21 protein-coding genes and 1 tRNA gene are annotated in these 22,560 nt (G+C 72.9%); 7 read left to right on the top strand and 15 right to left on the bottom strand.

Going from position 1 to position 22,560, the window contains the following annotated elements; all coding sequences use genetic code 11:
- From BG482_RS15700 to ehuB, 5 genes are all read right to left on the bottom strand, one after another.
- Complete coding sequence (locus BG482_RS15700) at positions 1 to 759, bottom strand: IclR family transcriptional regulator (RefSeq protein ID WP_069769638.1); 759 nt, start codon at positions 757 to 759, stop codon at positions 1 to 3.
- A gap of 250 nt (positions 760 to 1,009) precedes the next feature.
- Positions 1,010 to 1,780 (bottom strand): ectoine/hydroxyectoine ABC transporter ATP-binding protein EhuA, encoded by a 771-nt coding sequence (ehuA, locus tag BG482_RS15705; protein WP_069769699.1) that lies wholly within the window; start codon positions 1,778 to 1,780, stop codon positions 1,010 to 1,012.
- Between the two features lie 43 nt (positions 1,781 to 1,823).
- Positions 1,824 to 2,471 carry an ectoine/hydroxyectoine ABC transporter permease subunit EhuD gene (gene ehuD / locus BG482_RS15710; RefSeq protein WP_069769639.1) on the bottom strand — a complete coding sequence of 216 codons (648 nt, stop codon included), beginning with the start codon at positions 2,469 to 2,471 and terminating at the stop codon, positions 1,824 to 1,826.
- Positions 2,468 to 3,208 (bottom strand): ectoine/hydroxyectoine ABC transporter permease subunit EhuC, encoded by a 741-nt coding sequence (gene ehuC / locus BG482_RS15715; RefSeq protein ID WP_069769700.1) that lies wholly within the window; start codon positions 3,206 to 3,208, stop codon positions 2,468 to 2,470. Before ehuC ends, ehuD begins: the two co-directional genes overlap by 4 nt.
- Entirely contained in the window at positions 3,208 to 4,134 is a 927-nt protein-coding gene (ehuB, locus tag BG482_RS15720; protein WP_069769640.1) for an ectoine/hydroxyectoine ABC transporter substrate-binding protein EhuB, read from the bottom strand. Before ehuB ends, ehuC begins: the two co-directional genes overlap by 1 nt.
- Before the next feature lie 510 nt (positions 4,135 to 4,644).
- On the opposite strand from ehuB, the gene BG482_RS15725 reads away from it, so the two are divergent.
- Entirely contained in the window at positions 4,645 to 5,145 is a 501-nt protein-coding gene (locus BG482_RS15725; protein WP_069769641.1) for a cupin domain-containing protein, read from the top strand.
- Between the two features lie 13 nt (positions 5,146 to 5,158).
- On the opposite strand, the gene BG482_RS15730 is transcribed toward BG482_RS15725, so the two are convergent.
- Entirely contained in the window at positions 5,159 to 6,121 is a 963-nt protein-coding gene (locus tag BG482_RS15730) for a D-2-hydroxyacid dehydrogenase (protein WP_069769642.1), read from the bottom strand.
- 407 nt (positions 6,122 to 6,528) lie between these two features.
- Here BG482_RS15730 and BG482_RS15735 point away from each other — a divergent pair, with 407 nt between their 5' ends.
- Complete coding sequence (locus BG482_RS15735) at positions 6,529 to 7,260, top strand: aspartate/glutamate racemase family protein (RefSeq protein WP_069769643.1); 732 nt, start codon at positions 6,529 to 6,531, stop codon at positions 7,258 to 7,260.
- 235 nt (positions 7,261 to 7,495) lie between these two features.
- Positions 7,496 to 8,569: an LLM class flavin-dependent oxidoreductase gene (locus BG482_RS15740; protein ID WP_069769701.1), complete on the top strand. Its 1,074-nt coding sequence runs from the start codon at positions 7,496 to 7,498 to the stop codon at positions 8,567 to 8,569.
- Here BG482_RS15740 and BG482_RS15745 read toward each other — a convergent pair.
- Positions 8,548 to 10,434 carry a bifunctional diguanylate cyclase/phosphodiesterase gene (locus tag BG482_RS15745; RefSeq protein ID WP_069769644.1) on the bottom strand — a complete coding sequence of 629 codons (1,887 nt, stop codon included), beginning with the start codon at positions 10,432 to 10,434 and terminating at the stop codon, positions 8,548 to 8,550. The genes BG482_RS15740 and BG482_RS15745 overlap by 22 nt on opposite strands.
- Before the next feature lie 324 nt (positions 10,435 to 10,758).
- On the opposite strand from BG482_RS15745, the gene BG482_RS15750 reads away from it, so the two are divergent.
- Entirely contained in the window at positions 10,759 to 12,039 is a 1,281-nt protein-coding gene (locus BG482_RS15750; protein ID WP_069769702.1) for a M6 family metalloprotease domain-containing protein, read from the top strand.
- Positions 12,040 to 12,101: 62 nt separating this feature from the next.
- Here the strand turns inward: BG482_RS15750 and BG482_RS15755 are convergent.
- The 7 genes from BG482_RS15755 to BG482_RS15785 form a co-directional block, all read right to left on the bottom strand.
- A tRNA-Lys gene (locus BG482_RS15755) sits at positions 12,102 to 12,175 on the bottom strand.
- Positions 12,166 to 12,753, bottom strand: coding sequence for a bifunctional DNA primase/polymerase (locus BG482_RS15760; protein ID WP_069769645.1), 588 nt, complete (start codon positions 12,751 to 12,753; stop codon positions 12,166 to 12,168). Before BG482_RS15760 ends, BG482_RS15755 begins: the two co-directional genes overlap by 10 nt.
- 161 nt (positions 12,754 to 12,914) lie before the next feature.
- On the bottom strand, positions 12,915 to 13,283 hold the full coding sequence (locus tag BG482_RS15765) for a hypothetical protein (protein WP_069769646.1): 369 nt from the start codon (positions 13,281 to 13,283) through the stop codon (positions 12,915 to 12,917).
- 152 nt (positions 13,284 to 13,435) lie between these two features.
- Entirely contained in the window at positions 13,436 to 14,776 is a 1,341-nt protein-coding gene (locus BG482_RS15770) for an AAA domain-containing protein (protein WP_069769647.1), read from the bottom strand.
- On the bottom strand, positions 14,773 to 16,407 hold the full coding sequence (locus BG482_RS15775; protein ID WP_069769703.1) for a hypothetical protein: 1,635 nt from the start codon (positions 16,405 to 16,407) through the stop codon (positions 14,773 to 14,775). The genes BG482_RS15770 and BG482_RS15775 overlap by 4 nt, the downstream gene beginning before the upstream one ends.
- Positions 16,398 to 17,642 carry a hypothetical protein gene (locus BG482_RS15780; protein WP_069769648.1) on the bottom strand — a complete coding sequence of 415 codons (1,245 nt, stop codon included), beginning with the start codon at positions 17,640 to 17,642 and terminating at the stop codon, positions 16,398 to 16,400. Before BG482_RS15780 ends, BG482_RS15775 begins: the two co-directional genes overlap by 10 nt.
- On the bottom strand, positions 17,539 to 18,492 hold the full coding sequence (locus tag BG482_RS15785) for a phosphatase PAP2 family protein (protein ID WP_069769649.1): 954 nt from the start codon (positions 18,490 to 18,492) through the stop codon (positions 17,539 to 17,541). The genes BG482_RS15780 and BG482_RS15785 overlap by 104 nt, the downstream gene beginning before the upstream one ends.
- A gap of 221 nt (positions 18,493 to 18,713) precedes the next feature.
- Between BG482_RS15785 and BG482_RS15790 the strand changes: the two genes are divergently transcribed.
- Positions 18,714 to 19,307 carry a histidine phosphatase family protein gene (locus tag BG482_RS15790; protein WP_069769650.1) on the top strand — a complete coding sequence of 198 codons (594 nt, stop codon included), beginning with the start codon at positions 18,714 to 18,716 and terminating at the stop codon, positions 19,305 to 19,307.
- Between the two features lie 123 nt (positions 19,308 to 19,430).
- Here the strand turns inward: BG482_RS15790 and BG482_RS15795 are convergent, their stop codons facing one another.
- Entirely contained in the window at positions 19,431 to 20,891 is a 1,461-nt protein-coding gene (locus tag BG482_RS15795; protein WP_069769651.1) for a hypothetical protein, read from the bottom strand.
- A gap of 256 nt (positions 20,892 to 21,147) precedes the next feature.
- On the opposite strand from BG482_RS15795, the gene BG482_RS15800 reads away from it, so the two are divergent.
- Both BG482_RS15800 and BG482_RS15805 read left to right on the top strand, forming a co-directional pair.
- Positions 21,148 to 21,540 carry a hypothetical protein gene (locus BG482_RS15800; RefSeq protein WP_069769652.1) on the top strand — a complete coding sequence of 131 codons (393 nt, stop codon included), beginning with the start codon at positions 21,148 to 21,150 and terminating at the stop codon, positions 21,538 to 21,540.
- Between the two features lie 135 nt (positions 21,541 to 21,675).
- Positions 21,676 to 22,545, top strand: a complete 870-nt coding sequence (locus BG482_RS15805; protein ID WP_069769653.1) for a spermidine synthase — start codon at positions 21,676 to 21,678, stop codon at positions 22,543 to 22,545.
- The last annotated feature ends 15 nt before the right edge of the window (positions 22,546 to 22,560 follow it).

Genomic DNA, 22,560 nt, shown 5'->3' on the forward strand with positions numbered 1-22,560 from the left:
TCAGATGGCCAGCGACAGCAGCACCGGCGCCGCGTTCCTGTTCAAGGTCTCGGCCGCCTGACGGAGCCGGTGGGCGTGGGCGACGGGCAGGGACAGCGCCAGACAGCCGGCCGTGGAACCGGCGGTGATCGGGACGGCCGCGCACACCGTGCCGATCGCGTACTCCTGGAGATCGAGCACCGGGACCGTGGGCGGCTGTGCCTCCAGGCGGGAGAGCAGCAGCTTGTCGCTGGTGATGGTGCGCGAGGTGAGCCGGGCCATCTTGTGCCGCGAGAGATGGTCGCGGCGGCCGTTGTGGTCGAGTTGGCCGAGCAGGCTCTTGCCGAGCGCGGTGGCGTGCGCCGAGGAGCGGAAGTCGACCCACTCGTTGACGGACGGCGTGGCCGGGCCGTCGGCGTACTGGGTGATCGTGACCTCGCCGTCGACGTACCGGCTGATGTAGACGGCGGCGCCGACGGAGTCGCGGAGCCGGTCCAGGGTGTGCTGCAGCTTGTCGTGCAGGGCCTGTTCCCGCTGGTGCGTGGAGCCCAGCCGGGCGAGGGCGTCGCCGGTGACGTACGCCCCGTCGGCGATCTGCTCCACATAGCCCTCGCGGCGCAGCATGCGCAGGAGCGTGGTCAGCCGCTCCGCGCCGAGGCCGCTCTCGCGGGCGAGTTCGTCGTCGGTGACACCGGTGGAATGCCGCGCCATCGTCTCCAGGACGCGCAGCGCGTCCTGGGCCGAGTGGTACGGCGCGGTCGGCTCGTGCTTCAGCGCCACGGTTCCCCCTGCGCCGCCTGTGTCGGCTGCGCTGCTGTAGTGGGCCGTAATCCGGTCAGTGAACCGCTTCCACCATAACGGCCAACTGCCCTGCGGGGAGGGGGTCGAGAGGAATACACCCCTCTCATCAGGGAGATTGTTCCGAAGGCATATGCCATCGGTGAGGCCCGCACCCTGGTACGCGAGTCCGGTTCCCCGGGTCCGGACGCGAGCCCGGCTCCGGAGAGACCGGGCTCGCGTCGCGGCGGGCTCACAGCACGGCGCTGAGGAACTCCCGGGTCCGTTCCTGTTCCGGATCGCTGAAGATCTTCTCCGGCGGGCCCGACTCGATGACGCGGCCCGAGTCGAACATCAGGACCTGGTCGGAGATGTCCCGGGCGAAGCTCATCTCGTGGGTCACGCAGAGCATCGTGATGTCGGTGGTGCGGGCGATGTCCCGCAACACGTCCAGGACGCCGACCACCAGCTCCGGGTCCAGCGCGGAGGTCACCTCGTCCAGCAGCAGGACCTGCGGCCGCATCGCCAGCGCCCGGGCGATCGCCACCCGCTGCTGCTGCCCGCCGGACAACTGGCCGGGGTACTTGTCGACGTGCTCGCTCAGACCGACCAGTTCGAGCAGGTCGCGGGCGCGCTCCTCGGCCTCGTCCTTGGACAGGCCGAGCACGGTGACCGGCGCCTCGGTGATGTTGCGCAGCACCTTCATGTTCGGGAAGAGGTTGAACTGCTGGAAGACCATCCCGATGTTCTTGCGGACCTCGCGCACGTGCTTCTCGCCGGCCCGGACCAGCTTGCCGCCCCGCTCCTCGTGGGTCAGATAGTCGCCGCCCACCCTGATCGTGCCCTCGTCGGGCGTGGTCAGGGTCATCAGCAGCCGCAGGATCGTCGTCTTGCCGGAGCCGGACGGGCCGATCAGCGTGACGTGTCTGCCGGAGTCGACGGAGAAGTCGAGCCGGTCGAGGACGGTGTTGTCGCCGAAGCGCTTGGTCACCTGGTCGAAGCGGATCAGTTCGCTGCCGTCCACGGGCGGATTGGCGAGGGCGTCGAGGGTCTGTGCGGTGTTGGCGTCAGCGGACAAGGCGTCGCTCCAGGACTCGGATCAGGAGGGAGGCGGGGTAGGCGATGACGATGAACGCCACGCCCACCACGGTGAGCGCCTCCGTGGTGAAGGTCTCGTTGCTGAAGGTCTGGGCCTCGCCGAGCATGTCGAACGCTCCGATGGTCGCGATCATCGGAGAGTCCTTGAGCATGGCGATGACGTAGTTGCCCAGCGGCGGGACGACGCGGCGGATCGCCTGCGGCAGGATCACCACCCGCCAGGTGCGGCCCCTGGACAGGCTCAGCGCCGTGGCCGCCTCCCACTGGCCGGCCGGGACGCCGTCGATGCCCGCCCGGTAGACCTCGGCGGTGTACGTGGAGTAGTGCAGCCCCAGGCCGACGACGCCGGTGGTGAGCGGCGACATCGAGGGACCGAAGTTCGGCACCACGTAGAACAGGAAGAACAGCTGCACCAGCAGCGGGGTGTTGCGGATGAACTCCGTCACCGCGACGACCGGCCAACGCACCCAGACGCGCGAGGACCGCTGCGCCAGCGCCCAGACCAGACCGAGCGCGAAGGCGATCAGGCTGCCGACGGCCAGCGCCTGCAGGGTGACGAGCACACCGTCCCAGAACCGCGGCATGAAGTCGTCCACGACGTTCCAGTCCCAGTTCATCGCACACCTCCCGCGGACTGCGAACCTGCGCGCACGCTCGTGGCGCGTGCGCCGGGCCGGGCGCCGATGCCGCCGGACTTCTCCGGCCGCTCCCCGACCCCGGCCTTGGCCCTGCGTTCCAGCATCCGCATGCCGCGGGTGATGACGAAGGCGAGGACGAAGTAGAGGACCAGCAGCAGCGTGTAGATGGGGGTGGTCTCGTTGGTGCCCAGCCGGAACAGGTTGCCGGCGAACGTCATGTCGGCCACCGTGATGACCGAGACCAGGGCGGTGCCCTTCAGCAACTCGATCAGCAGGTTGTTGAACGGCGGCATCATCTCGGGCCAGGCCTGGGGCAGTTCGATCAGACGCAGCCGCTGCCACCGGGTGAAGTTGAGCGCGACGCCCGCCTCCTTCTGCGCCGTGGGTACGGCGGCCAGCGAGCCGCGGACGATCTCGGAGCCGTAGGCCCCGTAGGTCAGGCCCAGCGCGCTGACCCCGGCCCACAGGGGCTCCAACTGCCAGCCGAAGAGCGGCAGCGCGAAGAACATCCAGAACATCAGCACCAGCGCCGACATGCCACGGAAGACCTCGAAGTAGGCGCCGGCCACGAAGCGGACGATCCACAGCCGTGAGCCGCGGGCGAGACCGATCCCGAACGAGACGGCCGCGCCGAGGACGGCCGCGTAGAGGGTCACCTGGACGGTGACCCAGACGCCCGGCAGGAACCAGGTGGTGAAGAACTCGGAACTCATCATCAGCCGCACAACTCCTTCGCCGTGAGGCCTGTCATGTCGGCCTTGGTGAAGCCGAACGGGCCGACAATCCCGAGGAGTTCGCGGTAGTCGTCCTGTTTGAGCTTCAGCAGTTCCGCGTTGAAGGCGTCACGCAGGTTCCGCTCGGACTGCCGGAAGGCGAAGCCGCCCGCGCCGTAGGCGGGCTTTCCGTCGACCACGGGCTGGAACGGTTCGGTGGCCGACACCCGTGCGGAACCCGCCACCGCCGACTTGACCGTGATGCGGGTGGCCGCGAAGGCGTCCACCCGGCCCTGCGCGACCGCGTCCAGCCCGGCCACCTGGTCCGGCAGGACCAGGACGTCGCGGATGCCCGCCGCCTTGGCGTAGTCGGTCTGGGCGGTGGCCTTGCCGGTGGCGAGCTTCAGCCCCTTCTTCTTGGCGTCGTCGTATGTCTTGATGCCGTGCGGGTTGCCCTTCCTGACGATGAAGGCGTCCAGCATCAGATAGTCCGGGTCGGCGAACAGCACCTGCTCGCACCGGACCGGGTTGATGTACATCCCCGCGGACACCACGTCGAACTGCCGCGCCTTCAGCCCGGGTATCAGGGCGGCGAAGTCCACCGGCACCGGCTTGACGTCGTCGATGCCGAGCTTCTTGAAGATCACCCTCGCGATCGCGGGCGCTTCTCCGGTGGCCTGACCGTCGTCTCCGACGTAGCCGAAGGGTGGCTCGCTCGCGATGCCGATCTTCACGGATCCTTGATCGCGCAGGGCGTCCAGGAGGCTGCCTCCCAGCACCTTCCCGTCGCCCGGGACGCGGCTGCAGCCGGCCGCCCCGAGACCCCCCGCGATGCCCAGCGACACCGCTCCTGCAAAGAGCGAACGGCGGCTCAGCCCTCCGGGGGGTCTGGTGCCGGTTTCTGATCGGTGTGCATGTGGTCGAGCCATGGGCGCGCGGCTACCCGACTTCATACGAGTCATGCCGGTCACTTCCGGCCCCGATCGTCGCAGGGCCCCTCGGTCGCGGGACGGGTGCGGCGGACCCGGCCGGTCGCCGTGTCGAAGCCCCGCTGGTCAGGAGCGGATCATCGCCATGGCAAAGGCGCTCGGCGAGTGAGCCCCGGTCACCCGCGCGATGCGTCCGGGACTCCCTCCCGCTCACCGGTGCCGTCCAGCATGCCGAACGGCCCCATGACGGGATCTGCGCCCCTTTTCACGTCTCTCCCCCTTCGCGGCGCAGGGGGACATGACGGGATGATCCGACCGCGCCGGAAAGACTCGCTTTCCGTGCGCGGTCGCCCGGCGCGCCTCCCTCGGGCGGCCTGAAATTGACCCATGAGAGTGCCCCCTTATTGAACCCCTCGCCGGGTCTTTCGACCGCCTAGATTTGTCTGTGTGCCCGTCCTGCGGCTCCGCCCGCGGACCACCGACCGACCCGACCGACCTCCGGGAGTCCCCATGAGCAGCAGCCCCCTCCTCGTCCGCGCCGACCAGGCCGAGACCGTGCAGGACGGCGCCCTCAGCCTGATCACCCTGCTCGCCGACGCGGGCGCCACCGACGGGGCCGTCACCGCCAACAAGGCGACCTTCGCCAAGGGGTCGCCCGGCGCCCCCGCGCACTTCCACACCAAGGCCACCGAGGTCTTCCTCGTCCTCGACGGCACGATGCGCTTCCTGGTCGGCGACGAGGTGCGCACCCTGGGCGCGGGCGACTTCCTGACCGTCCCGCCGACCGTCCCGCACGCGTTCGCGCCGGCTCCCGACAGCACCGCCGAACTCCTCGTCCTGTTCACCCCCGGCCTGCACCGCTTCGACTACTACCGGCTGCTGGAGCGGGTGTACCGCGGCGAGGCGGACGTCGAGGAGATCCGGGCGAGCTCCGAGCTCTACGACAACCACTACTTCGCGAGCCCGGTCTGGCAGGAGGAGCTGCGCCGGACCGCTCCGGCCACCGCCTGACCGCCCGCGGCCGTCAGTGTCCGGGGACGTAGCCTCGCTGCTTGTCGACCACGTTCTTCAGGGGCCGGCCCGCCGCCCACCGCTCGAACAACTCCACGAACTGCGCGCCGAGTTCGTCGTACGACCCGACGATGTCGCCGCTCATGTGGGGCGAGATCAGCAACCCGGGGACGTGCCACAGCGGGCTGTCGGGGGCGAGGGGCTCATCGGTGACGACGTCCAGGGCGGCGCCCGCGATCCAGCGCCGCTCCAGCGCCCGCACCAGCGCGTCCTCGACGACCAGCTGCCCGCGGCCGACGTTCACGAACCGGGCGGAGGGCTGCATCACGCCGAAGCGACGGGTGTCGAACATGCCACGCGTCTGCTCGGTGAGCGGGGCGGCGGCGATCACCCAGTCGGCGCGGGCGAGGAGCCGGTCCAGGTCCTGGGGGCCGTGGATGCCGGTGCGCGGGACCCGGCCCACGACCGCGGCGGTCATCCCGAGCGCCTTCAGCGTGCGGGCGATCGCCCTGCCGATCGGCCCGGAGCCGACGACCACGGCCCGGCCCCCCGCGACCCGCCGGCTCTCCCGGTGCAGCCATTCCCCGCGCTGCTGGAGCTCCCAGGTGCGCGGCAGGTCCTTGGCCATCGCCAGGACCAGCGCGGCGACGTACTCGGCGATCGGCTCGTCGAAGATGCCGCGCGCGTTCGTCACCACCGTGTCCGACGCGGCGAGTTCCGGGCACATCACATGGTCCACGCCCGCGCTCGCGGTGTGCACCCAGCGCGGTCTGGGCCCCTCGCCCGGCCAGGCGGCGCGCACCGCGTGCGAGGTGAAGTCCCAGACCAGCAGCACGTCCGCGGCCGGGAGCCGTTCCGCGAGCGAGGCCTCGTCGGTGTGCAGCACGCGGGCCCGCCCGGTGAGCCGGCCCAGCCGGGGGAGGGGATCGGCGTCGAGGACGAGAAGCGTGGGAAGAGCCGCGGGGGCGACGCTCATCCGGTGCCCCCTTCGTCCCTGACCCCAGTGTCTGACGTGCGCGGATCGACCACGTTCGCACCCGAACCCACGGTCGTCAACACGGCGGCCCCACCGGCTTGTTGCCTCCGGCCCCTCCTTCCCTTCCCCGGGCCGGCTTCCCCCCTTGCCGCTTCCCGGTTCCGGCCGGCCCCGCCCCCGCCCGAGTGCGGAATCGCATATACCGGTCATCTCGGCCAACCAGGTGACCGGGTGGGCGGCGCTGCGCCGATTGGGTACCCGAGCGGTGGGACCGTACAGGCGTTGCTGGAAGTCCCGGCGCGCGTGTGGCCCACCGAACCGCCGGACACCCGTGCGCTGCGGGAACTCTCCGTACCGCGGGAAGCCCCGGCACCGACGGAAGAAGAACAGCAGCAGGAAGGCTGGACATGACCGCACTCGGTTTCCTCTACCCGGGCCACTCGGCCGAGGACGACTACCCCCGCATCGAGCAGCTCCTGGGCAGCGACATCCGGGTGGACCTCGTCCACACGGACGTCGTGGAGGACACGCACCGGGTCGACGCGCTACAGCAGATGGGCGCGCCCGAGCGGCTCGCCAAGGGCGTCGAGGAGTTGCGGCTCGCCGGCGCCGAGGCGGTCGTGTGGGCCTGCACGAGCGGCGGCTTCGTGCACGGCTGGGACGGCGCCCAGGAGCAGGTGCGCACCCTGGCCACCACCGCGGGGATGCCGGCCTCCTCCACCTCCTTCGCCTTCGTGCACGCGGCCCGTGAGGTCGGGGCCGCACGGGTCGCCGTCGCCGCGACCTACCCGGACGACGTGGCCGCGCTGTTCGCCGGTTTCCTGCGGGCCGGCGGCCTGGAGGTGACCGGCGTCCGCAGCGCCGGGATCGTCACCGCGGCCGAGGTCGCCGCCTGGGGCGAAGGCGAGGTGCTCGCTCTGGCGCGGGCGGCCGACACGCCCGAGGCCCAGGCGGTCGTGCTGCCCGGCACCGCCCTGCACACCGCCGCCTGTCTGCCGGCGCTGGAGAAGGAGCTCGGCAAGCCGGTCCTGACCGCCAACCAGGTCACGGTCTGGGAAGCGCTGCGGCTGACGGACCGCCGCGTCCACGCGCCGGGGCTCGGCGCGCTGTTCGTCCGGGAGCCGATCGTGCAGGTCTGATCTCCGGACCGGACGGGAATAAGCGGGGACAGCCTCCTGTTAGTGCGACGAGGACGGACACACGGTCGACGACAGGAGGACCCCCGTGGCGGCGGACGAGACGGCGGCGGACGCGACGGCGCCCAGGGCGACGGCGACCGAAAGGCCGACGGCCGAAAGGCCGGCGACCGGGACGGCGGGGGCAGGGACGACGGCGGACGGGACGCCGGCGACCGGTGTCGCGGCCTCGGACGAGATCCGGGGTTCGGCGCGGGGGAGTGCTCCGGTCCCCCTGTCCGTGCTGGACCTGGTCACCGTCGGCTCCGGCCGGACCGCCACCGACGCCCTGCGCACCAGTGTCGAGCTCGCGAAGTTCACCGAGTCGCGCGGCTTCCACCGCTACTGGGTCGCCGAGCACCACTCCATGCCGGGCGTCGCGTCCTCCTCGCCCGCCGTGATCCTCGCGCACCTCGCCGCGCACACCGAGCGCATCCGGCTCGGCTCGGGCGGTGTCATGCTGCCCAACCACGCGCCCCTCGTCATCGCCGAGCAGTTCGGGACCCTGGAGGCGCTGGCCCCGCACCGCATCGACCTGGGACTCGGCCGCGCTCCGGGCACCGACGGCGCGACGGCCGCCGCCCTGCGCCGGTCAGCCACTCTGAACGAGGGCGCCGACGACTTCCCCGAGCAGCTCGCCGAGCTCACCCGCTTCCTGGACGACGACTTCCCCGACGGTCACCGCTACCGCCGGATCCACGCCATCCCCGGCCCGGTCCAGGGCTCCTCCCCGGGCGGGGTGCAGTCGCCGCACCGGCCGCCGGTCTGGCTGCTCGGCTCCTCCGGCTTCAGCGCCCGGCTGGCCGGACTGCTCGGTCTGCCCTTCGCCTTCGCGCACCACTTCTCCGCGCAGAACACCGTCCCCGCCCTCGACCTGTACCGGGAGTCCTTCCGGCCGTCGGCGGTGCTCGCCGAGCCCTACGCGCTGATCGGCGTCTCCGTGCTCGCCGCCGACGACGAGCGCGAGGCCCGCCGCCAGGTCCTGGCCACCGGCGTCAACATGGTCCGGCTGCGCACCGGCCGCCCCGGCCTGTTCCCCTCCCCCGAGGAGGCGGAAGCCTACGAACTCGGCCCGATGGAGCGGGAGTTCGTCGACTCCTGGACCGCGAACATCATCCACGGCACCGCCGACGAGGTCCGCACCGGCCTCGACGGCCTCCACAAGCGCACCGGCGCCGACGAGTTGATGCTCACCAGCCATGCCCACCGGGGCGAGCTGCGCCTGCGCTCCTACGAACTGGTCGCCGACGCCTACGGGTTGCCGACGGCGTAGGTCTGCGTTCCGGAGCCCTCCGCGGACTGCGTTCCGGTTTCCGCTCCCAGCAACTCGGAGATGCGCTCCGGTGACACCGGGCGGGAGTACAGCCACCCCTGCCCGGTGTCGCAGCCGATGCTGCGCAGCCGGGTCGCCTGCGCGGACGTCTCCACGCACTCGGCGGTGACGGTGAGTCCCAGCCGGTGGGCGAGGTCGATCATCGCCTCGACGACGACCTGGTCGGCCGGGTTCGGCGGGGCGGCCCCTTCCTTGTCGCTCTCGTACTGGAAGCCGCGCACGAAGGACCCGTCCAGTTTCAGCACCGACACCGGCAGCCGGCTCAGGTAGGCGAGATTGGAGTAGCCGGTGCCGAAGTCGTCGATGGCGATCCCCACACCCATCTCGCTGAGCGCCTGCAACGCCTGCAACGGCCGTCCCGCCGAGCCCATCACCGCCGACTCGGTCAGCTCCAGCTGCAGCAGACGCGGGGGGAGCCCGGTCTCGGCGAGGATCTTCGCCACGTCCGCCACCAGGTCGGAGTCCCACACCTGCCGGACCGCCACGTTGACGCTGACGAACAGCGGCGGCTCGTCGGGGTTGTCCAGCTGCCACTGCCGGGCCTGCCGGCACGCGGTGGCCAGAACCCATCGCCCGAGCGGGACGATCGAGCCGTCCTCCTCGGCCAGCGCGACGAACCGATTCGGCGACAGCAGACCGAACCGGGGGTGGTCCCAGCGCACCAACGCCTCCACCCCGCGCAGCCGGCCGTCCGACATGCCGACCAGTGGCTGGTAATCGAGGCGGAACTCACCGCGCTCGATGGCGGGCCGCAGTGTGGAGGCCAGGGCCTGCCGGGTCATCAGATGGGCGTTGCGCTCGGGGTCGAAGAGCGTCCAGCGGTCCTTGCCGTCCACCTTCGCCCAGTACAGGGTCGTGTCCGCGGCCTGCATCAGTCCGGTCGCGGTCGTGCCGGCCGCGTGCCGCTCCACGACGCCGATCGAGGCGGAGACGGCCAGCCGGTGTCCGGCCAGGTCGAAGGGCGCCTGGAGCGCCTTGAGCACGCACTCGGCCAGGTCGGCGAGCTGATCGGTGCCGGTGGAGTCCTCGACGAGCAGGGCGAACTCGTCGCCGCCGAGCCGGGCCACCAGCGGCACGCTCGGCCGGGTCTGCCCGGCCGCGGCGGCGCACTCCGTCAGCCGCTGGGCGACGGCGGTCAGCAGCCGGTCGCCGACGCGGTGACCGAGGGTGTCGTTGACGGCCTTGAAACCGTCGAGGTCCAGGTAGCACAGGCCGATCCGGCCGGTCCCGCTCTGCTCGTACGCCTCCGCCTCCAGCGCGGCCGACACCCGCTCGAAGAAGAGGGTGCGGTTGGGCAGCCGCGTCACCGGGTCGTGCATCTGCAGGTGGCGCAGTCTGGCCTGCAGGTCACGATGGGCGCTGACGTCGGTGACGGACAGCAGCACGCCGGGTTCGTCCGCGTCGAGCGGGGAGACCGTGATCTGCGTCCACAGCGAGCGGCCGTCGGGCTGCTTCAGCCGCCGGCTGCAGCGCAGTTTCGCCCGTCGGCCGCGCAGCACCTCCCGGTAGGCGTGCCAGGTCCGGGCGTCGGAGGCCAGGTCCAGCAGGTCGGAGGCGACCCGCCCGGCCAGCCCCGTGCCGCTGCCTCCGCTGCCGAGCAGCGCGCCGAACGCGTCGTTGGCGTCGACGATGCGACCCTCGCTGTCGACGACGGCCATGGCGAGGGGCGCCGCGCCGAAGACGGAACGGTAGGCCGGCGGCTGGGGGCCCGGCGATCCGCTTTCCGTACTGTCGATGTCACTCTCTGTGACGGCTGACCGGTCGAGGTCTGCCGCGGGCGTCGGCCCTTCGGACGTTCCGCTCACCGCTCGCTCCCGCAGTGCACTCGATCTCTGTCCGTGCAGGAAAGTCTGCCGATCATAGTGGCTGCCCCCGGACCCGCGCAGCCACTGCCCAGTGTCCCGGAACAACCCACCCTTCTGACAGATCGTTTCTGCCCGCACCTGGCCCCGTTCTGAGGGTGGGCGACCGCTTGTGACGTTCCGTGAGAATTCCGGGGGTGTCGGGGTGATGCCCGATTCCCGCCGCCTCACTCGTCTGGGGCAGACAAACAGGGCGTAGTACGACAAATTCACACAGGCTGGGTGGCGGTGTCCCGTGAACCGCACCCGGAGGTCTCTGTGCCGCGTCTGCCGCGACCCGTGCGACTGTTCCCCTACCCCCGGCTGCGCAGTACCGCGGCCGTGTTCACCACCCTCTCGGCGCTCGCCGCGACCTCCCTGATCGGCGGGCCCTCGGTCGCCGGGCCCTACTCCGCCGCGCCCTGCGCCTTGGCCCGCACCGACGCCCACCACTCGGAGGGCCTGGACACCTGGAACACCGCCTACCCCCGCCCGACGCGCGCCCTCGACGCGGTCATGGTCTTCCTGTCCTTCCCGGACTGGACCCCCATGGCGTCCCCCGCCGAACTGGCCGCCGATCACTTCCCCGCCACCAGCCGCTTCTTCCGGCAGGCCTCCTACGGCAGGTTCAGCCTGCGCGCACACCCGCTCAAGCGGTGGATCCGCATGCCGAAGCCGTCCACCGCGTACGCCATACAGCGCGACTGGAGTGCCGCCGGCCGGGCCGCCTATCTGCGCGACGCGCTCGCCGCGGCCGACCCGCACGTCGACTTCTCCCGCTACGACCTCGTCTACTTCGTGGCCGACCCCGACGCGCCCGGCGTCGACTCGGACGCGACGAAGGTCGTCAACCTGCAGACGCCGCTGCACGCCGACGGCACGGACATCCCCCGCGTGGTCACCGTCTTCGAGAAGCACCCCCCGGACCGGCTGGTCCTCGCCCACGAGACCGGCCACGTCTTCGACCTGCCCGATCTCTATCACCGGCCCGCCGACGGCAAGGGCGACTGGGACACCTACGTCGGCGACTGGGACCTGATGGGCAGCCAGTTCGGTCTCGCCCCGGACCTGTTCGCCTGGCACAAGTGGAAGCTGGGCTGGCTGGACGACCGACAGGTGGTGTGCGTGCGGGGCCCGGGCCCGACGCGGCTCACCCTGGAACCGCTCGCCGCCGGCCCCGGAGTGCCGGTCACCCGCGCCGCCGGCCCGCCGGCCTTCGGGCTCGGCGGCGGCGTCAAGCTCGCGGTGGTGCGCACCGGCCCCGACAGTGCGCTCGCCTTCGAGGTGCGCGCCCCGGTGGGCGACGACAGCGCGGCCTGCCGCTCCGGCATCCTCGTCTACCGCGTCAGCAGCGGGGCCCGCTCCGGCCGTGGCCCCGTGGAGGTGCTCGACGCCCATCCACGCACCGAGGCCTGCTGGGAGAACTCCGTCTACCCGCCCCTCGCGGACGCCCCGGTGGGCCTCGGCGAGAGCTTCACCGTCCCCGGGAACGGCGTCCGCGTGGACGTGGAGGGGCGCACGCCTTCGGGCGAGTGGACGGTGAAGATCACACCGGGCGTGAACCTCTGAGAGCGCGCCCGTGCCGGACATGCGAGAGGCCCCTCGCTTCCGCGAGGGGCCTCTGCCGTCTGTGCGCCGCCAGGGACTCGAACCCCGGACCCGCTGATTAAGAGTCAGCTGCTCTAACCAACTGAGCTAGCGGCGCCTGCTGACGTCGTAGACCTTAGCATCCTGGTCGGGGGGAGGAGAAATCGATATGCGCACCGCCGAGCGGGCCGCCCGGACCGCCGCCCACAGCAGGATTTCGGGGCCCGGCAGCCAGGGATGACGGGTGTCCGGGGCCACCACCCACCGGGTGGCGCACCCGGCGCCCGAGGGGGTGAGCGCGGGCACGGTCACCGCGTCCCCGGTCCCGTGGCACAGCAGTGGCGGCACGGTCGAGGTGCGGCCCTCCCGGCGGCCGTCGACGCCCCACTCCTCCCACTCCAGCAGTGAGGGCAGCCGCTGGGCGGTGCCCGGCGCGGCGAACAGCAGCGTGCGTCCGCGGAACGCGGCCACCGGGCCGGAGCCCGGCCCCTCGGCCCACAGCCGGTCGAGCATCAGCCGTCCGAACATCGAGGGCGCGCTGACGATGTCGAACACCGAGCCGCACGGCAGGACCACCGGGGCCCGTGGGCGCTCCTCCCAGAGGGCGAGCGTGCTGCGCGGATACGTTCCGGCGGACGCCAGCCAGGCCGCGCCGTCCGGGGTGACGCCGAGAGGTTCGTCGTATGCGCTGCTCATGCCCCCAGGTCTACCTGGAGTGAACGGTCGATTTCACAGGGTTGCCGGAAACCGGGACGCCGGGTGCGGGGGAGGAGTATCTTGCCCGCCCGGCATATGCCAGAGGGTGGATGCGGCTCGGCCCGGCGCCCAGGCGCCCAGGCGGCCGGGTGTTCAACGGCTCAGACCGGGTCGGCGTGGCCCCGGCCCTCGGAGTCGCCCCGCAACAGATCACGGCCGAACTCGACCATCTTCTTCGCGTAGTCCTCGGTCCACTCGGCCCGCTCGGCGATGTCCGCCGCGGTCAGCCGGTCGAAGCGGCGCGGATCGGCGAGCTGCGCGGCCGCCATGGCCTGGAACTCCACCGCTCGGTCGGCCGCCGCACGGAACGCGAGCGTCAGCTCCGTCGCCCGCGCCAGCAGCGCCCCCGGATCGTCTATCGACTCCAGGTCGAAGAAGTGTTCCGGATCACCGGTCGCCTCGGCGGGCTCGAAGAGCAGGGGCGCGGGGCGTAGCCGCGGTTCGTTCCGACGCGGCGTGGGCTCCGCCATGTCTCGGCCTCCTCGTACGGTTCGGATGACGCCACAGGTGGACAGCACCGGTGGAGTGGACCACCTTCCATTGTCCCCCGGTGACGCAAGAGCCATTCGGCCCCGGACTCTCAAGCCCCGAACGCCCCCGGATGTTCCCGGCCCCGTGGGACTCACGGACTCCACGGGACGCGGTGTTCCGCGAGGTGGGCCAGGACGGCGTGGTTGGCCTCCCAGCCGTCCGGGAACTTCACCAGCGTCCCCAGCTGGACGGGCTCCGTCGACGGGTACTCGTCCAGCAGGTCGCCCACCCCCGCCCGGCACACCACCACACACGCGTGCCGGTGGCGGGAGGCCAGGACGCACAGGCGGCCCGTCTCCAGGTGGAAGGCCGTGGCGTCGGGGCGGCCGGAGAGCGGGTGCAGGATCACCGTGACGTCGAACTCCATGCCCTGCAGCCGGTTCGCCGTGTCCACGGTCACGTCCGCCACGCCCAGCTCGGTCAGCGCCGCCCTCACCGCGGCCGCCTGGTCGCGATGCGCCGTGCCGACGGCGACCCGGCCGGCGGTCAGCGGGGTCGGGTCGGGGGAGCCGTCCGAGAGGGCCGCGCCGCCCCGGTCCAGGAGCCGCCGCACGACCGTGGCGACCGCCCGCACCGCCTCCGGATCGGTGCGCGGGGTGTGCCGGGCGGGCAGCTCCAGCAGGCCCCAGCCGGACTCCGCCGCCTCGTCGATCACCCGGTCGGCGCCCGAGCCGTCCGACGGGACGGCGAAGGACAGCAGGCGGTCGCCGTGGTCCGTCCCGCTGCGGAACGGCGTGTACGGGTAGAACGCGTCGGAGACCAGCGGCGCGGCGGACGCCGGGAGCCGCCAGGACACCGGCAGGCGGTGCTGCGGCAGCTGCGGGTTGTGGGCGAGCAGGGTCGACACCGCCGAGGCCGACGGGTCGTAGGACAGGCCCGCCCACTGCTCGCCGCCCACGATCGAGAACGGGTCCAGCTGTCCCGGGTCGCCCACGAACAGCGCCCGCTCGAACAGCCCGGCCACGGCGAGCAGCCCGTCCGACCGCATCTGGTACGCCTCGTCCACGATCGCGTGCCGCCAGGGCTCGTCCACCTTCACATGCGCCCACTTGGCGGCGGTGGAGATCACCACCGGCAGCCCGGCCAGCTCCGCCGCCTTCGCCGACTTCCGTACGTTCGGCAGCCGCTCCAGCGCCTTGTCGTACGGGTCGGCGTCGCTGCTGTGCAGCCGGCCCACCGGCAGCTCGGGGTTCTTCCGGGCCAACCGCTCGACCAGGTCGTCCACTTGGGCGTTGGTCTGGGCGACCACCATCAACGAGCGTCCCGCTTCGGCGAGTTCGAGCGCGGCGCGGACGACGAGCGTGGACTTGCCGGCGCCCGGCGGGGAGTCGACGACGACCCCGCGCGCGGTGCCGTGCAGCGTGTCGCGCAGGATCGCGTCGGTGGCACGGGTCGCGGCGGTACCGGGGTCGAAGGCGGCCTCGGTGCTCACAGAAGGTCCTCCTGGGTGACGGAGTCGGGGGCCTCGGGCGTCTGCTCGCCGGGCGGCCCGCCGTGCGTCCACGGCGTCTCCTCCGGATCGGGCAGCTTGGCGCCGCCGCGCTGTTCGTGCTCGAAGAGCGTGAAGCAGAGCCGGTCGCCCTTCTCCGGCACGGACCCCGCCTCCGGCTCCTTGCCGCGCCCCATCTTGTCGACGATCCGCAGCACCAGCAGACCCTCACCGTCCGCGCCGTGCCCGCCGTCCACGCCGGCCGCACAGCCCTCGGCGTCCCAGCGCACGAACTCCGCCGCCTGCGGCTTGCCGCCGAGCGACCGGTACACCTTCGCCCGCTCCGCGAGATGCGGCAGGTCCTCCGTGCGGACGGTGACCAGAGGGCGCGGGCTCGGCCTCTTCCCCTCGCTGTACGCCATGACGACGTCGACGACCTCACCCGCGAACGCCTCTCCGGCGAGCCGCCGTGCCGCCATCACCAGCGGGTCGTCTAGCGCCTCCTGGGCCTCCAGGCGGGCCTGTTCGCGCTCGCGCGTGGCGAGCTTGTTCGCGGCGGTGACCGCGTCGTCCCGGCGCGGCTGCGGGGGCTCGCCGGCGACGACCCGGTCGCGGTGGCCGGTGAACGACCAGCGGTCGCGCGTCCACCGCTCCTCGACGTGCGCGCCCTCCGGCAGCGACCGCAACAGATCGAGGCCGCGCCACACCGCGTCCCAGGTGGGCAGCGTCCGGCTGCTCACCAGCGCGCGGATCTCCCCCTCGGCGGCGGTGAGCGCGCCCAGCCGGTCGTCGGCCTGCAGCCCGTCCTCGGCGGCGGCCAGGGCGGTGCGCGCACGGTCGTAACGCTCGATGGCCGGCGCGAGCAGCCTGTTGTCGAACGCCGGGTCGGTCGCCGGACCGGCCGGCGGGCACAGCAGTTGGCCGTCCGCGTCCCGTGCCAGCTCCGCCCGCAGCGCCGCCTGCGCGCCCGTCTCGCCCGCCGGGGGGTCGATCCAGGCGAGCAGGGCCCCGAGGTGCTGGTCCTCCAGGGTGGACTGGCCCGTGGCCCAGTGCCGGCCCAGCAGCTCCGTCACGGCCTGCAGCAGGGAGGAGCCGGGCACCCGGGACCGCTCCCCGAAGTGGGTCAGCCACCGCCCGAGCAGCGGCACGCGCGGGGGCGCGGGATACGGCGTCTGCGGATCCTGCTCCGCCGTCCGCCGGAACCGGGTGGAGCGGCCGAGGAGGCGCACGTAGTCGACGCCCGCGCGGCTGGGGACGATCAGCTGGGGCGCGTCGGCGCACAGTTCGACCTCGACCTTGACGCGCTTACCGGTCTCCGGGTCGGTCTCGTTGCGCTCCGCGGCCTCCACGACGTCGGCGTACGAGTCGATGTAGGGCAGCACGATGTCGGCCAGTTCGGCGAGGAACGCGAACCGCAGGTCGCGGTCGCGCGGCTGCGGCACGACGAGCAGGCGCGGCGCGTGCCGGTCGGTGCCTACCAGTGCGCCCAGCGGGGCGCCGGCCTCACCGGCGGTGGTCAGCGGCACGAAGACGAGCGGCCGCTCCGACAGACGCCGGTGGCGGACGGTGGCGGTGGGCTGGGCGCGTCCGGTGGCGACGGCCTCCAGCCGGGCGAGGGTGGCGATCAGCGACACGCGGGCACCGCCCCGGCGGTCGGCGTCAGCCCGCTCCACGGAGCGGCCGCCGGCTCGGCGCGCGAGGAGGCCGCGTCCAGCGCCTCGGCCCGCAGTCCGGCCGCTCTGCGCAGTGCGGCCACCGCCGGGTCCCGAGGGTCGCCGATCTCGCCGCGCGCCGCCGCCAGCACGTCCTCGACCGTCGTCAGCGCGCCCAGTTCGGCCCGCACGGACCGGCCCAGGGAGGTCACCGCGCCGGCCGCGCGGGAGCGGTCACGGCAGTGGAACGCCAGCTCGCAGGCGGCCAGGCATTCTGGCGCGTACGTCGCCGCGACCGACTCGACGGCCGCCGTGAGCTGTTCGGCGGGCAGCTCGGGGGAGAAACAGACGCCCTGGGGAAGGGCGTCGGCGATGTCCTGGATCCGGGTGAGACGGGCCAGCTGGCGGCTGGTGACCGCCCGCTGCTTGCGCACGTCCACGGCGGAGGCGGTGGGCAGGTTGGAGAAGTCCTTGGGGCAGACGAGCAGCACGCGGTGGCGCACGCGCGGGGCCGGGTCGAGGCGGGCGGCGACCTCCTCCAGGGCCAGCACGTAGACGGCGGCCTGCCGGGCGGCGGCGCCGACCTTGGCCGGGTCCGCCGACCCGTCCAGCATCGGGAAGGACTTGATCTCCACGACCGTCCAGCTGCCGTCCGGGTGCACCACCACGGCGTCCGGCTCCAGGAAGGCGGCGGAGCCCGCGACGTCGAGCGCGAGCATGGGGTGGTCGAGGAGCGTCCAGCCGCCGGCCGCCGCGGTGGCCTCGCGCAGTGCGAGCGCCGTGCGGGCGGTGCGGCCCTCGGGGCCGATCGCGGACAGCTCGGGCACGGCCGCGTCGACGGGCGGCGCCGCCGCCGGGTCCAGCCGTTCGTGCACCAGCCGCAGCAGTTCGGCGCCGCCGTCCGCCTTCACCTTCGCCTCGAAGGCGTTGCCGCGGGTCAGGGCGAACTGCGACTGCCCGAAGGCCGAGGGCGAGCCCAGCGCGCCGGCCAGCGCCGCCTTGTCGACCCCCGCGCCGTCGAGAATCGCGCGCCGCTTGCAGCCCGGGTTCGCGGCGAGCGCCGCGAGGGCCCGGGCGTCCAGCGCCTTGGCCGGTACGTCGGGACCGCGCAGCTCAGCGAGCCGCTGCCGGAGCGCCGTCCCCCGCGTCCGAGGGAGAGGCGTCGGGCTCGGCTCCGGGCCGGTGCCGTGACTCGCGCTGCCGTGGAATTCGCTCACCCGTGGAAGTCTGGCATCCGCCACTGACAATCGAGGCCGATGTGTCCGTGGAGGCCGCCGGGACCAACGGGACCCGGGCCGTGAACCACACCCGGGCGCGGTCCGCGCCGCGCATCACCAGCGGGGTCAGCAGCAGGCCGACGCCCATCACGGCCGCGCCCGCGACCGCGTCGAGGAAGTAGTGGTTGGCGGTGCCCATCACCACGAGCGTCGTCACCAGCGGGTAGACGACGCCCGCCGTCTTCGCCGTGCGCGTGCCGCCGTGCCGCCACAGCATCACGCCGCACCACAGGGCCCAGCCCACGTGCAGGCTCGGCATGGCGGCGTACTGGTTGGTCATCCCGCCCATGCCGCGCGGCGCGCTCGCCTCGCCGCCCCACCAGCCGTACGAGCTGTACTGGGCCATGGTGTCCACGAAGCCGTGGCTCGCCGACAGCAGCCGGGGCGGGCAGGTGGGCATCAGCGTGAAGCCGATGAGGCCCATGAAGGTGGACGCCATCAGCCAGGTGCGGGCCGCCCGGTAGTGCAGCGTCCGCGACCGGAACAGCCAGACCAGGATCGCGGGAGTGACCAGGTAGTGCAGCGACGCGTACCAGAAGTCGGCCGGTACGCCGATCCAGGCGTGGGCCGTGAACAGGCGGTTCAGCGGGTGTTCGGCGTTGAGGTAGAAGACCTTCTCCACGCGCAGGATCGCCAGACCGTGGTCGACGGCGGTGGAGACGTCACCGCGTGCGAGCAGCCGGCCCGCCGAGTAGCAGAGGTACACCAGCACCAGCAGGGGCAGCTCGGTCCACCAGCGCAGCCGCGTCCGCGGGGCCGCCTCGGTGCCTGGTGTCTCGGTCTGCGGCATCCGATCGCCTCCCCCTTCTTGTCTGTGTCGTCGCTGCGGCGCCGGTGGCGCGGGACAGGCCACTTTACGGCGTGTGCATGAGCCGGCGATGAGCGCCCCGGATCTCAAAGACGCGGGGATCGCCCGTCGGGTTGCCCCTGTTCAGGGTGAGCGATGATGGAGGGGATCGGCCCCTGATCTCTCCCCTGGTTCGTCCCGGGGTTCTCCCGGAAAGGTCCCCCATGGCACCGCGCATCCTGCTGGCCCGGCACGGACAGACGGAGTGGTCGCTGTCCGGCAAGCACACCGGCAGGACCGATGTGCCCCTCCTGGAAGAGGGACGCAGGGGCGCGAAACTGCTGGGCGAGCGGCTGCACCGGGCGCCTCACGAGGGCATCGCGGGAGTGGAGACACGCACCAGCCCGCTGGTCCGCGCGCGGGAGACGTGCGAGCTCGCCGGCTTCGGGGAACGCGCCACGACCTGGGACACCCTCATGGAGTGGGACTACGGCGCTTACGAGGGCATGACCCCCGCCGAGATCCAGGCCGTCCGGCCCGGCTGGCTCATCTGGCGCGACGGCGTCCCCGAGGGCGAGACCCTCGCCGAGGTGACGGCCCGCGCGGACGAGGTCGTCGCCTGGGCCCGCTCGGCCGACCGGGACGTCCTGGTCTTCGCCCACGGTCACATCCTCCGCTCCATCGGTGCACGCTGGCTGGGTCTGCCGCTGGACTTCGCGGCGCGGATCCGCCTGAACCCGACGTCGCTGTCGGTGCTGGGCTGGGCGTACGGCGAACCGGCGATCGAGAGCTGGAACGACCTCGGCCACCTCGCCTAGCGGCAGGGCCCGGGCCGGGCCGTAGCGGCCGCCGCCGTCCGCGCCGCCCCTGACCCGCCGTCTCTGACCCGCCGTCTCTGACCCGCAGTCCCCGGCCCACCGGGAGACACCACCGGGTGTTCCTCAGGGCATCCGCGGTGTCGAGGCGTGCCGCTCCAGGAACGCCGAGACGCCCCCGGCGCGCCGGTGCGGCAGCAGCACCCTGGCCGTTCCCGCCAGCATCGTCTGGATCCGGGACGACTGGACCTGGTCCAGCAGGTCCAGGACCCGCATCCCGGCGACCGCGGCCTCGTCGGGCCGCCCCCCGCGCGCGAGGTCGTCCGCGAACTCGGCCGTGTACAGGGCGATGTTGCGGGTGAAGTGCGGGTCCTGCAGCTCTGCCGCCCGCCTGGCGTGCCGGGCCGCGCGCGGCCACTCGCCCAGGGTGGACCAGCACTGGGCGGTGAGCCCCTCCAGTTCGGCCTCGCCGTAGAAGCTCATCCACTCGGGGTCGTGGTCGCACGGGCCCCGGTCGTAGAGGACCTGCGCGCGCACCAGGGCCTGTTCGCAGCCGGCCCGGTCGGCGAGCCCGGCCCAGCCGCCCGCCTCGCGCAGCGCGAGCAGCGACATCAGACGGGGCGAGCCCAGCGGGCGGGCGACGCGCTGCGCGGCCTGCGCGGCCCGCACGGCCTCGCGGGGACGGCCGGCGTCCCGGGCGAGGAACGCGGTGTTGCAGAAGGCGTGCGCCTCCAGCGCCGGGTCCCCGGTCATCCGCGCGGTCGCCAGGGCCTCGGCGTAGTGCGAGCGGGCGTCGTCGAAGCGGCCCGAGTCGTGGGCGAGCCAGCCCACGGAGATGGCGAGCTCCCCGGCGCCGGAGTGGAGCCGGTCGGCCGTCGTCTGCCGGGTGGTCCCGGCGTCCAGCAGCGCGTAGGCGGCGCGCAGCGGAGCGGCCGCGCGCCGGTAGAGGCCGTCGGCCCCGTGCCGGTCGTCCAGCAGCCGGATCCTGCGGACCGCTTCTTCGAGGGCGCCCGCCTCGCTCGTCCCCGCGCGGCGCGCGGGACGCGCGGCGGTGGACGCGTCGTGGGCGAACCCGAAGGGGCCCAGGGCGGCGACGGCCATCGTGGCGCCTCCGCCGGTCATGAATGCGCGACGCAGCACGTCGCTCTCCTCGTGGTCGTGGTGCGTGTCGTACGGGTTCTGCGTGTCATACGGCTCGTGCGCTCCACTCGTCTCACCCGTGTCCTGCTCGTCACTCGTGATGCGCGCGGGCTGAAGGAAGTGCGCGCGGGGCGCTTCCTCGGCGGTGCGCGCCCCCCGGCCGCGAACGGTCGAGCGAAGTGCGAAACCGAGGTCGGTGAGCGTGCGGCCGGGGAACATGTGCAGGAACACCCGCTCGTACGCGTAGTTGGGGCAGCGGATCTCACCGGCCTCGACCCGCCCGATGTAGCGCGCGTCGCAACTGACCCGCTCGCCGATGTCGCGCGCGGCCCGCCGCACGAGTGCGGCGAACTCGGCCGGTGAGCGCTGTCCGCGCAGCTGTCGGAAGGCGAGGTTGGGCCGTGGTGGCCGGTCGGGCCGAGGTGGGGTCAGCGTTGACGACGCCATGGCCGGGTCCTCTCGTGCGAACCGTCGAACCATGCCGGAGCAGGGGTGACGTGTCCGTGTGGCACCCTTGTTCCCGGCGGGCAAGAACGTACCTGCTGTGATCGGGCCGTCACGCGGTGTTTGGCTACAAACCGGATATCTCATCCGGGATCTGCCATGAACTGCCATCCTTTGCGGCGGACTTCCGCCGTAGCCCTTGACGCCGTGCGGCGTTGAACCTTGTGGACTACAGGCGGGCTGCGCGGTGGAGGCCGGGATGGAGACCAGCCAGAGCAACGACCTTCGTACGTCGTCGGTGGCGGCGTGCGACCTAGTGACGGTGCCCACCCGTCAGGGGTTGGAGGCGGTCGACATCCTGCGAAGGGCGTCGTCGGCCGGGGACGGGATGGGACCCGTTCTGCACGACGACGGCGACGACACCCTCGGCTTCGTGGTGCCGGCCGGCACGGCGGCGGCCTGGGACGTACCGGGCAGCACCTGCACCGGGACCGACGGCGGTGGGCTGAGACTCGCCCCCGAGCCGCCGCCCCGGGGCTCGGACTGGCTGGTGCCGCCCGGAGAGGCGGACCTCGCGACGGACCCGGCGGTCCTGCGCCGCGCGCTGGGCGAGGCGGCCCGGCTGATCGAGGCGGCGGACAGCTGCCGGTGAGGGCCCCCGCCGCCACGTGAGGCGAGGGGCCTCGCGCCGGCCCGCGCGAGCGGTCGCCCGCTCGCCCGCGCGCGTGTTGTGCGCCGGTGCCGACCGGGCGTACCGGGAGCGCCGCCGGCCTGCGAAAATGCTGTCATGGCAAAGTCCAGGAACACCCGGCGCGGGCGGGACGCCGACGCCGACGTCGTCGAGACCGTGGACGGCGGACTCGCCCAGCTCGTGCCCGACCGGGACCGGCCGCGGGCCTGGACGCTGCTCATCGACGGAGCCCCCCAGTCGCACGTCGATCTCGACGATCCCTCCTACCTCTCCTTCGAATACCAGCGGCGCCTGGGCCATGTCATCGACCTCGCCTCCCCGCCCGGCAAGCCCCTGCAGGTCGTGCACCTCGGCGGCGGCGCCCTCACGCTCGCGCGGTACGTCGCCGCCACCCGCCCCCGCTCCACCCAGCAGGTCGTCGAACGGGACGCCGCCCTCGTCGAACTGGTCCGCCGCGAGCTGCCGTTGGATCCGGGGGCCAGGATCAGGGTCCGGTCCGCCGACGCCCGGGAGGGCCTCGCCAAGGTGCCGGACGGCTGGGCCGACCTCGTCATCGCCGATGTGTTCAGCGGGGCCCGCACGCCCGCCCACCTCACCTCGACCGAGTTCCTCGACGAGGTCCGCAGGGCGCTGAAGCCCGGTGGGCGCTACGCCGCCAACATCGCGGACGGCCCGCCGCTCACCCACCTGCGGGGGCAGATCGCCACCGCGGCCGCGCGCTTCCCGGATCTCGCACTGGTCGCCGACCCGACCGTGCTGCGGGGCAGACGGTTCGGCAACGCGGTGCTCGTCGCCTCCGACCTGCCCCTGCCGATCGCCGAACTGACCCGCCGGGCGGCCTCCGACCCGCACCCCGGCCGGGTCGAACACGGCCGCGCGCTCACCGACTTCACCGGCGGGGCGGCCCCGGTCGCCGACGCGACGGCCGTGGCCTCGCCCGTGCCACCGCCCTCCGTGTTCCGCTAGCGGGCCCCCACCGGG

Source organism: Streptomyces sp. LUP30, from assembly GCF_001746365.1.
In the GTDB taxonomy this organism is placed as follows: domain Bacteria; phylum Actinomycetota; class Actinomycetes; order Streptomycetales; family Streptomycetaceae; genus Streptomyces.

Excerpts from the sequence above, each read along its gene's own strand:
- ehuD (WP_069769639.1), bottom strand. The coding sequence starts at position 2,471 with ATGAACTGGGACTGGAACGTCGTGGACGACTTCATGCCGCGGTTCTGG.
- ehuC (WP_069769700.1), bottom strand. The coding sequence starts at position 3,208 with ATGATGAGTTCCGAGTTCTTCACCACCTGGTTCCTGCCGGGCGTCTGG.
- ehuB (WP_069769640.1), bottom strand. The coding sequence starts at position 4,134 with ATGGCTCGACCACATGCACACCGATCAGAAACCGGCACCAGACCCCCC.
- BG482_RS15725 (WP_069769641.1), top strand. The coding sequence starts at position 4,645 with ATGAGCAGCAGCCCCCTCCTCGTCCGCGCCGACCAGGCCGAGACCGTG.
- BG482_RS15730 (WP_069769642.1), bottom strand. The coding sequence starts at position 6,121 with ATGAGCGTCGCCCCCGCGGCTCTTCCCACGCTTCTCGTCCTCGACGCC.
- BG482_RS15735 (WP_069769643.1), top strand. The coding sequence starts at position 6,529 with ATGACCGCACTCGGTTTCCTCTACCCGGGCCACTCGGCCGAGGACGAC.
- BG482_RS15760 (WP_069769645.1), bottom strand. The coding sequence starts at position 12,753 with ATGAGCAGCGCATACGACGAACCTCTCGGCGTCACCCCGGACGGCGCG.
- BG482_RS15765 (WP_069769646.1), bottom strand. The coding sequence starts at position 13,283 with ATGGCGGAGCCCACGCCGCGTCGGAACGAACCGCGGCTACGCCCCGCG.
- BG482_RS15785 (WP_069769649.1), bottom strand. The coding sequence starts at position 18,492 with ATGCCGCAGACCGAGACACCAGGCACCGAGGCGGCCCCGCGGACGCGG.
- BG482_RS15790 (WP_069769650.1), top strand. The coding sequence starts at position 18,714 with ATGGCACCGCGCATCCTGCTGGCCCGGCACGGACAGACGGAGTGGTCG.
- BG482_RS15795 (WP_069769651.1), bottom strand. The coding sequence starts at position 20,891 with ATGGCGTCGTCAACGCTGACCCCACCTCGGCCCGACCGGCCACCACGG.
- BG482_RS15800 (WP_069769652.1), top strand. The coding sequence starts at position 21,148 with ATGGAGACCAGCCAGAGCAACGACCTTCGTACGTCGTCGGTGGCGGCG.
- BG482_RS15805 (WP_069769653.1), top strand. The coding sequence starts at position 21,676 with ATGGCAAAGTCCAGGAACACCCGGCGCGGGCGGGACGCCGACGCCGAC.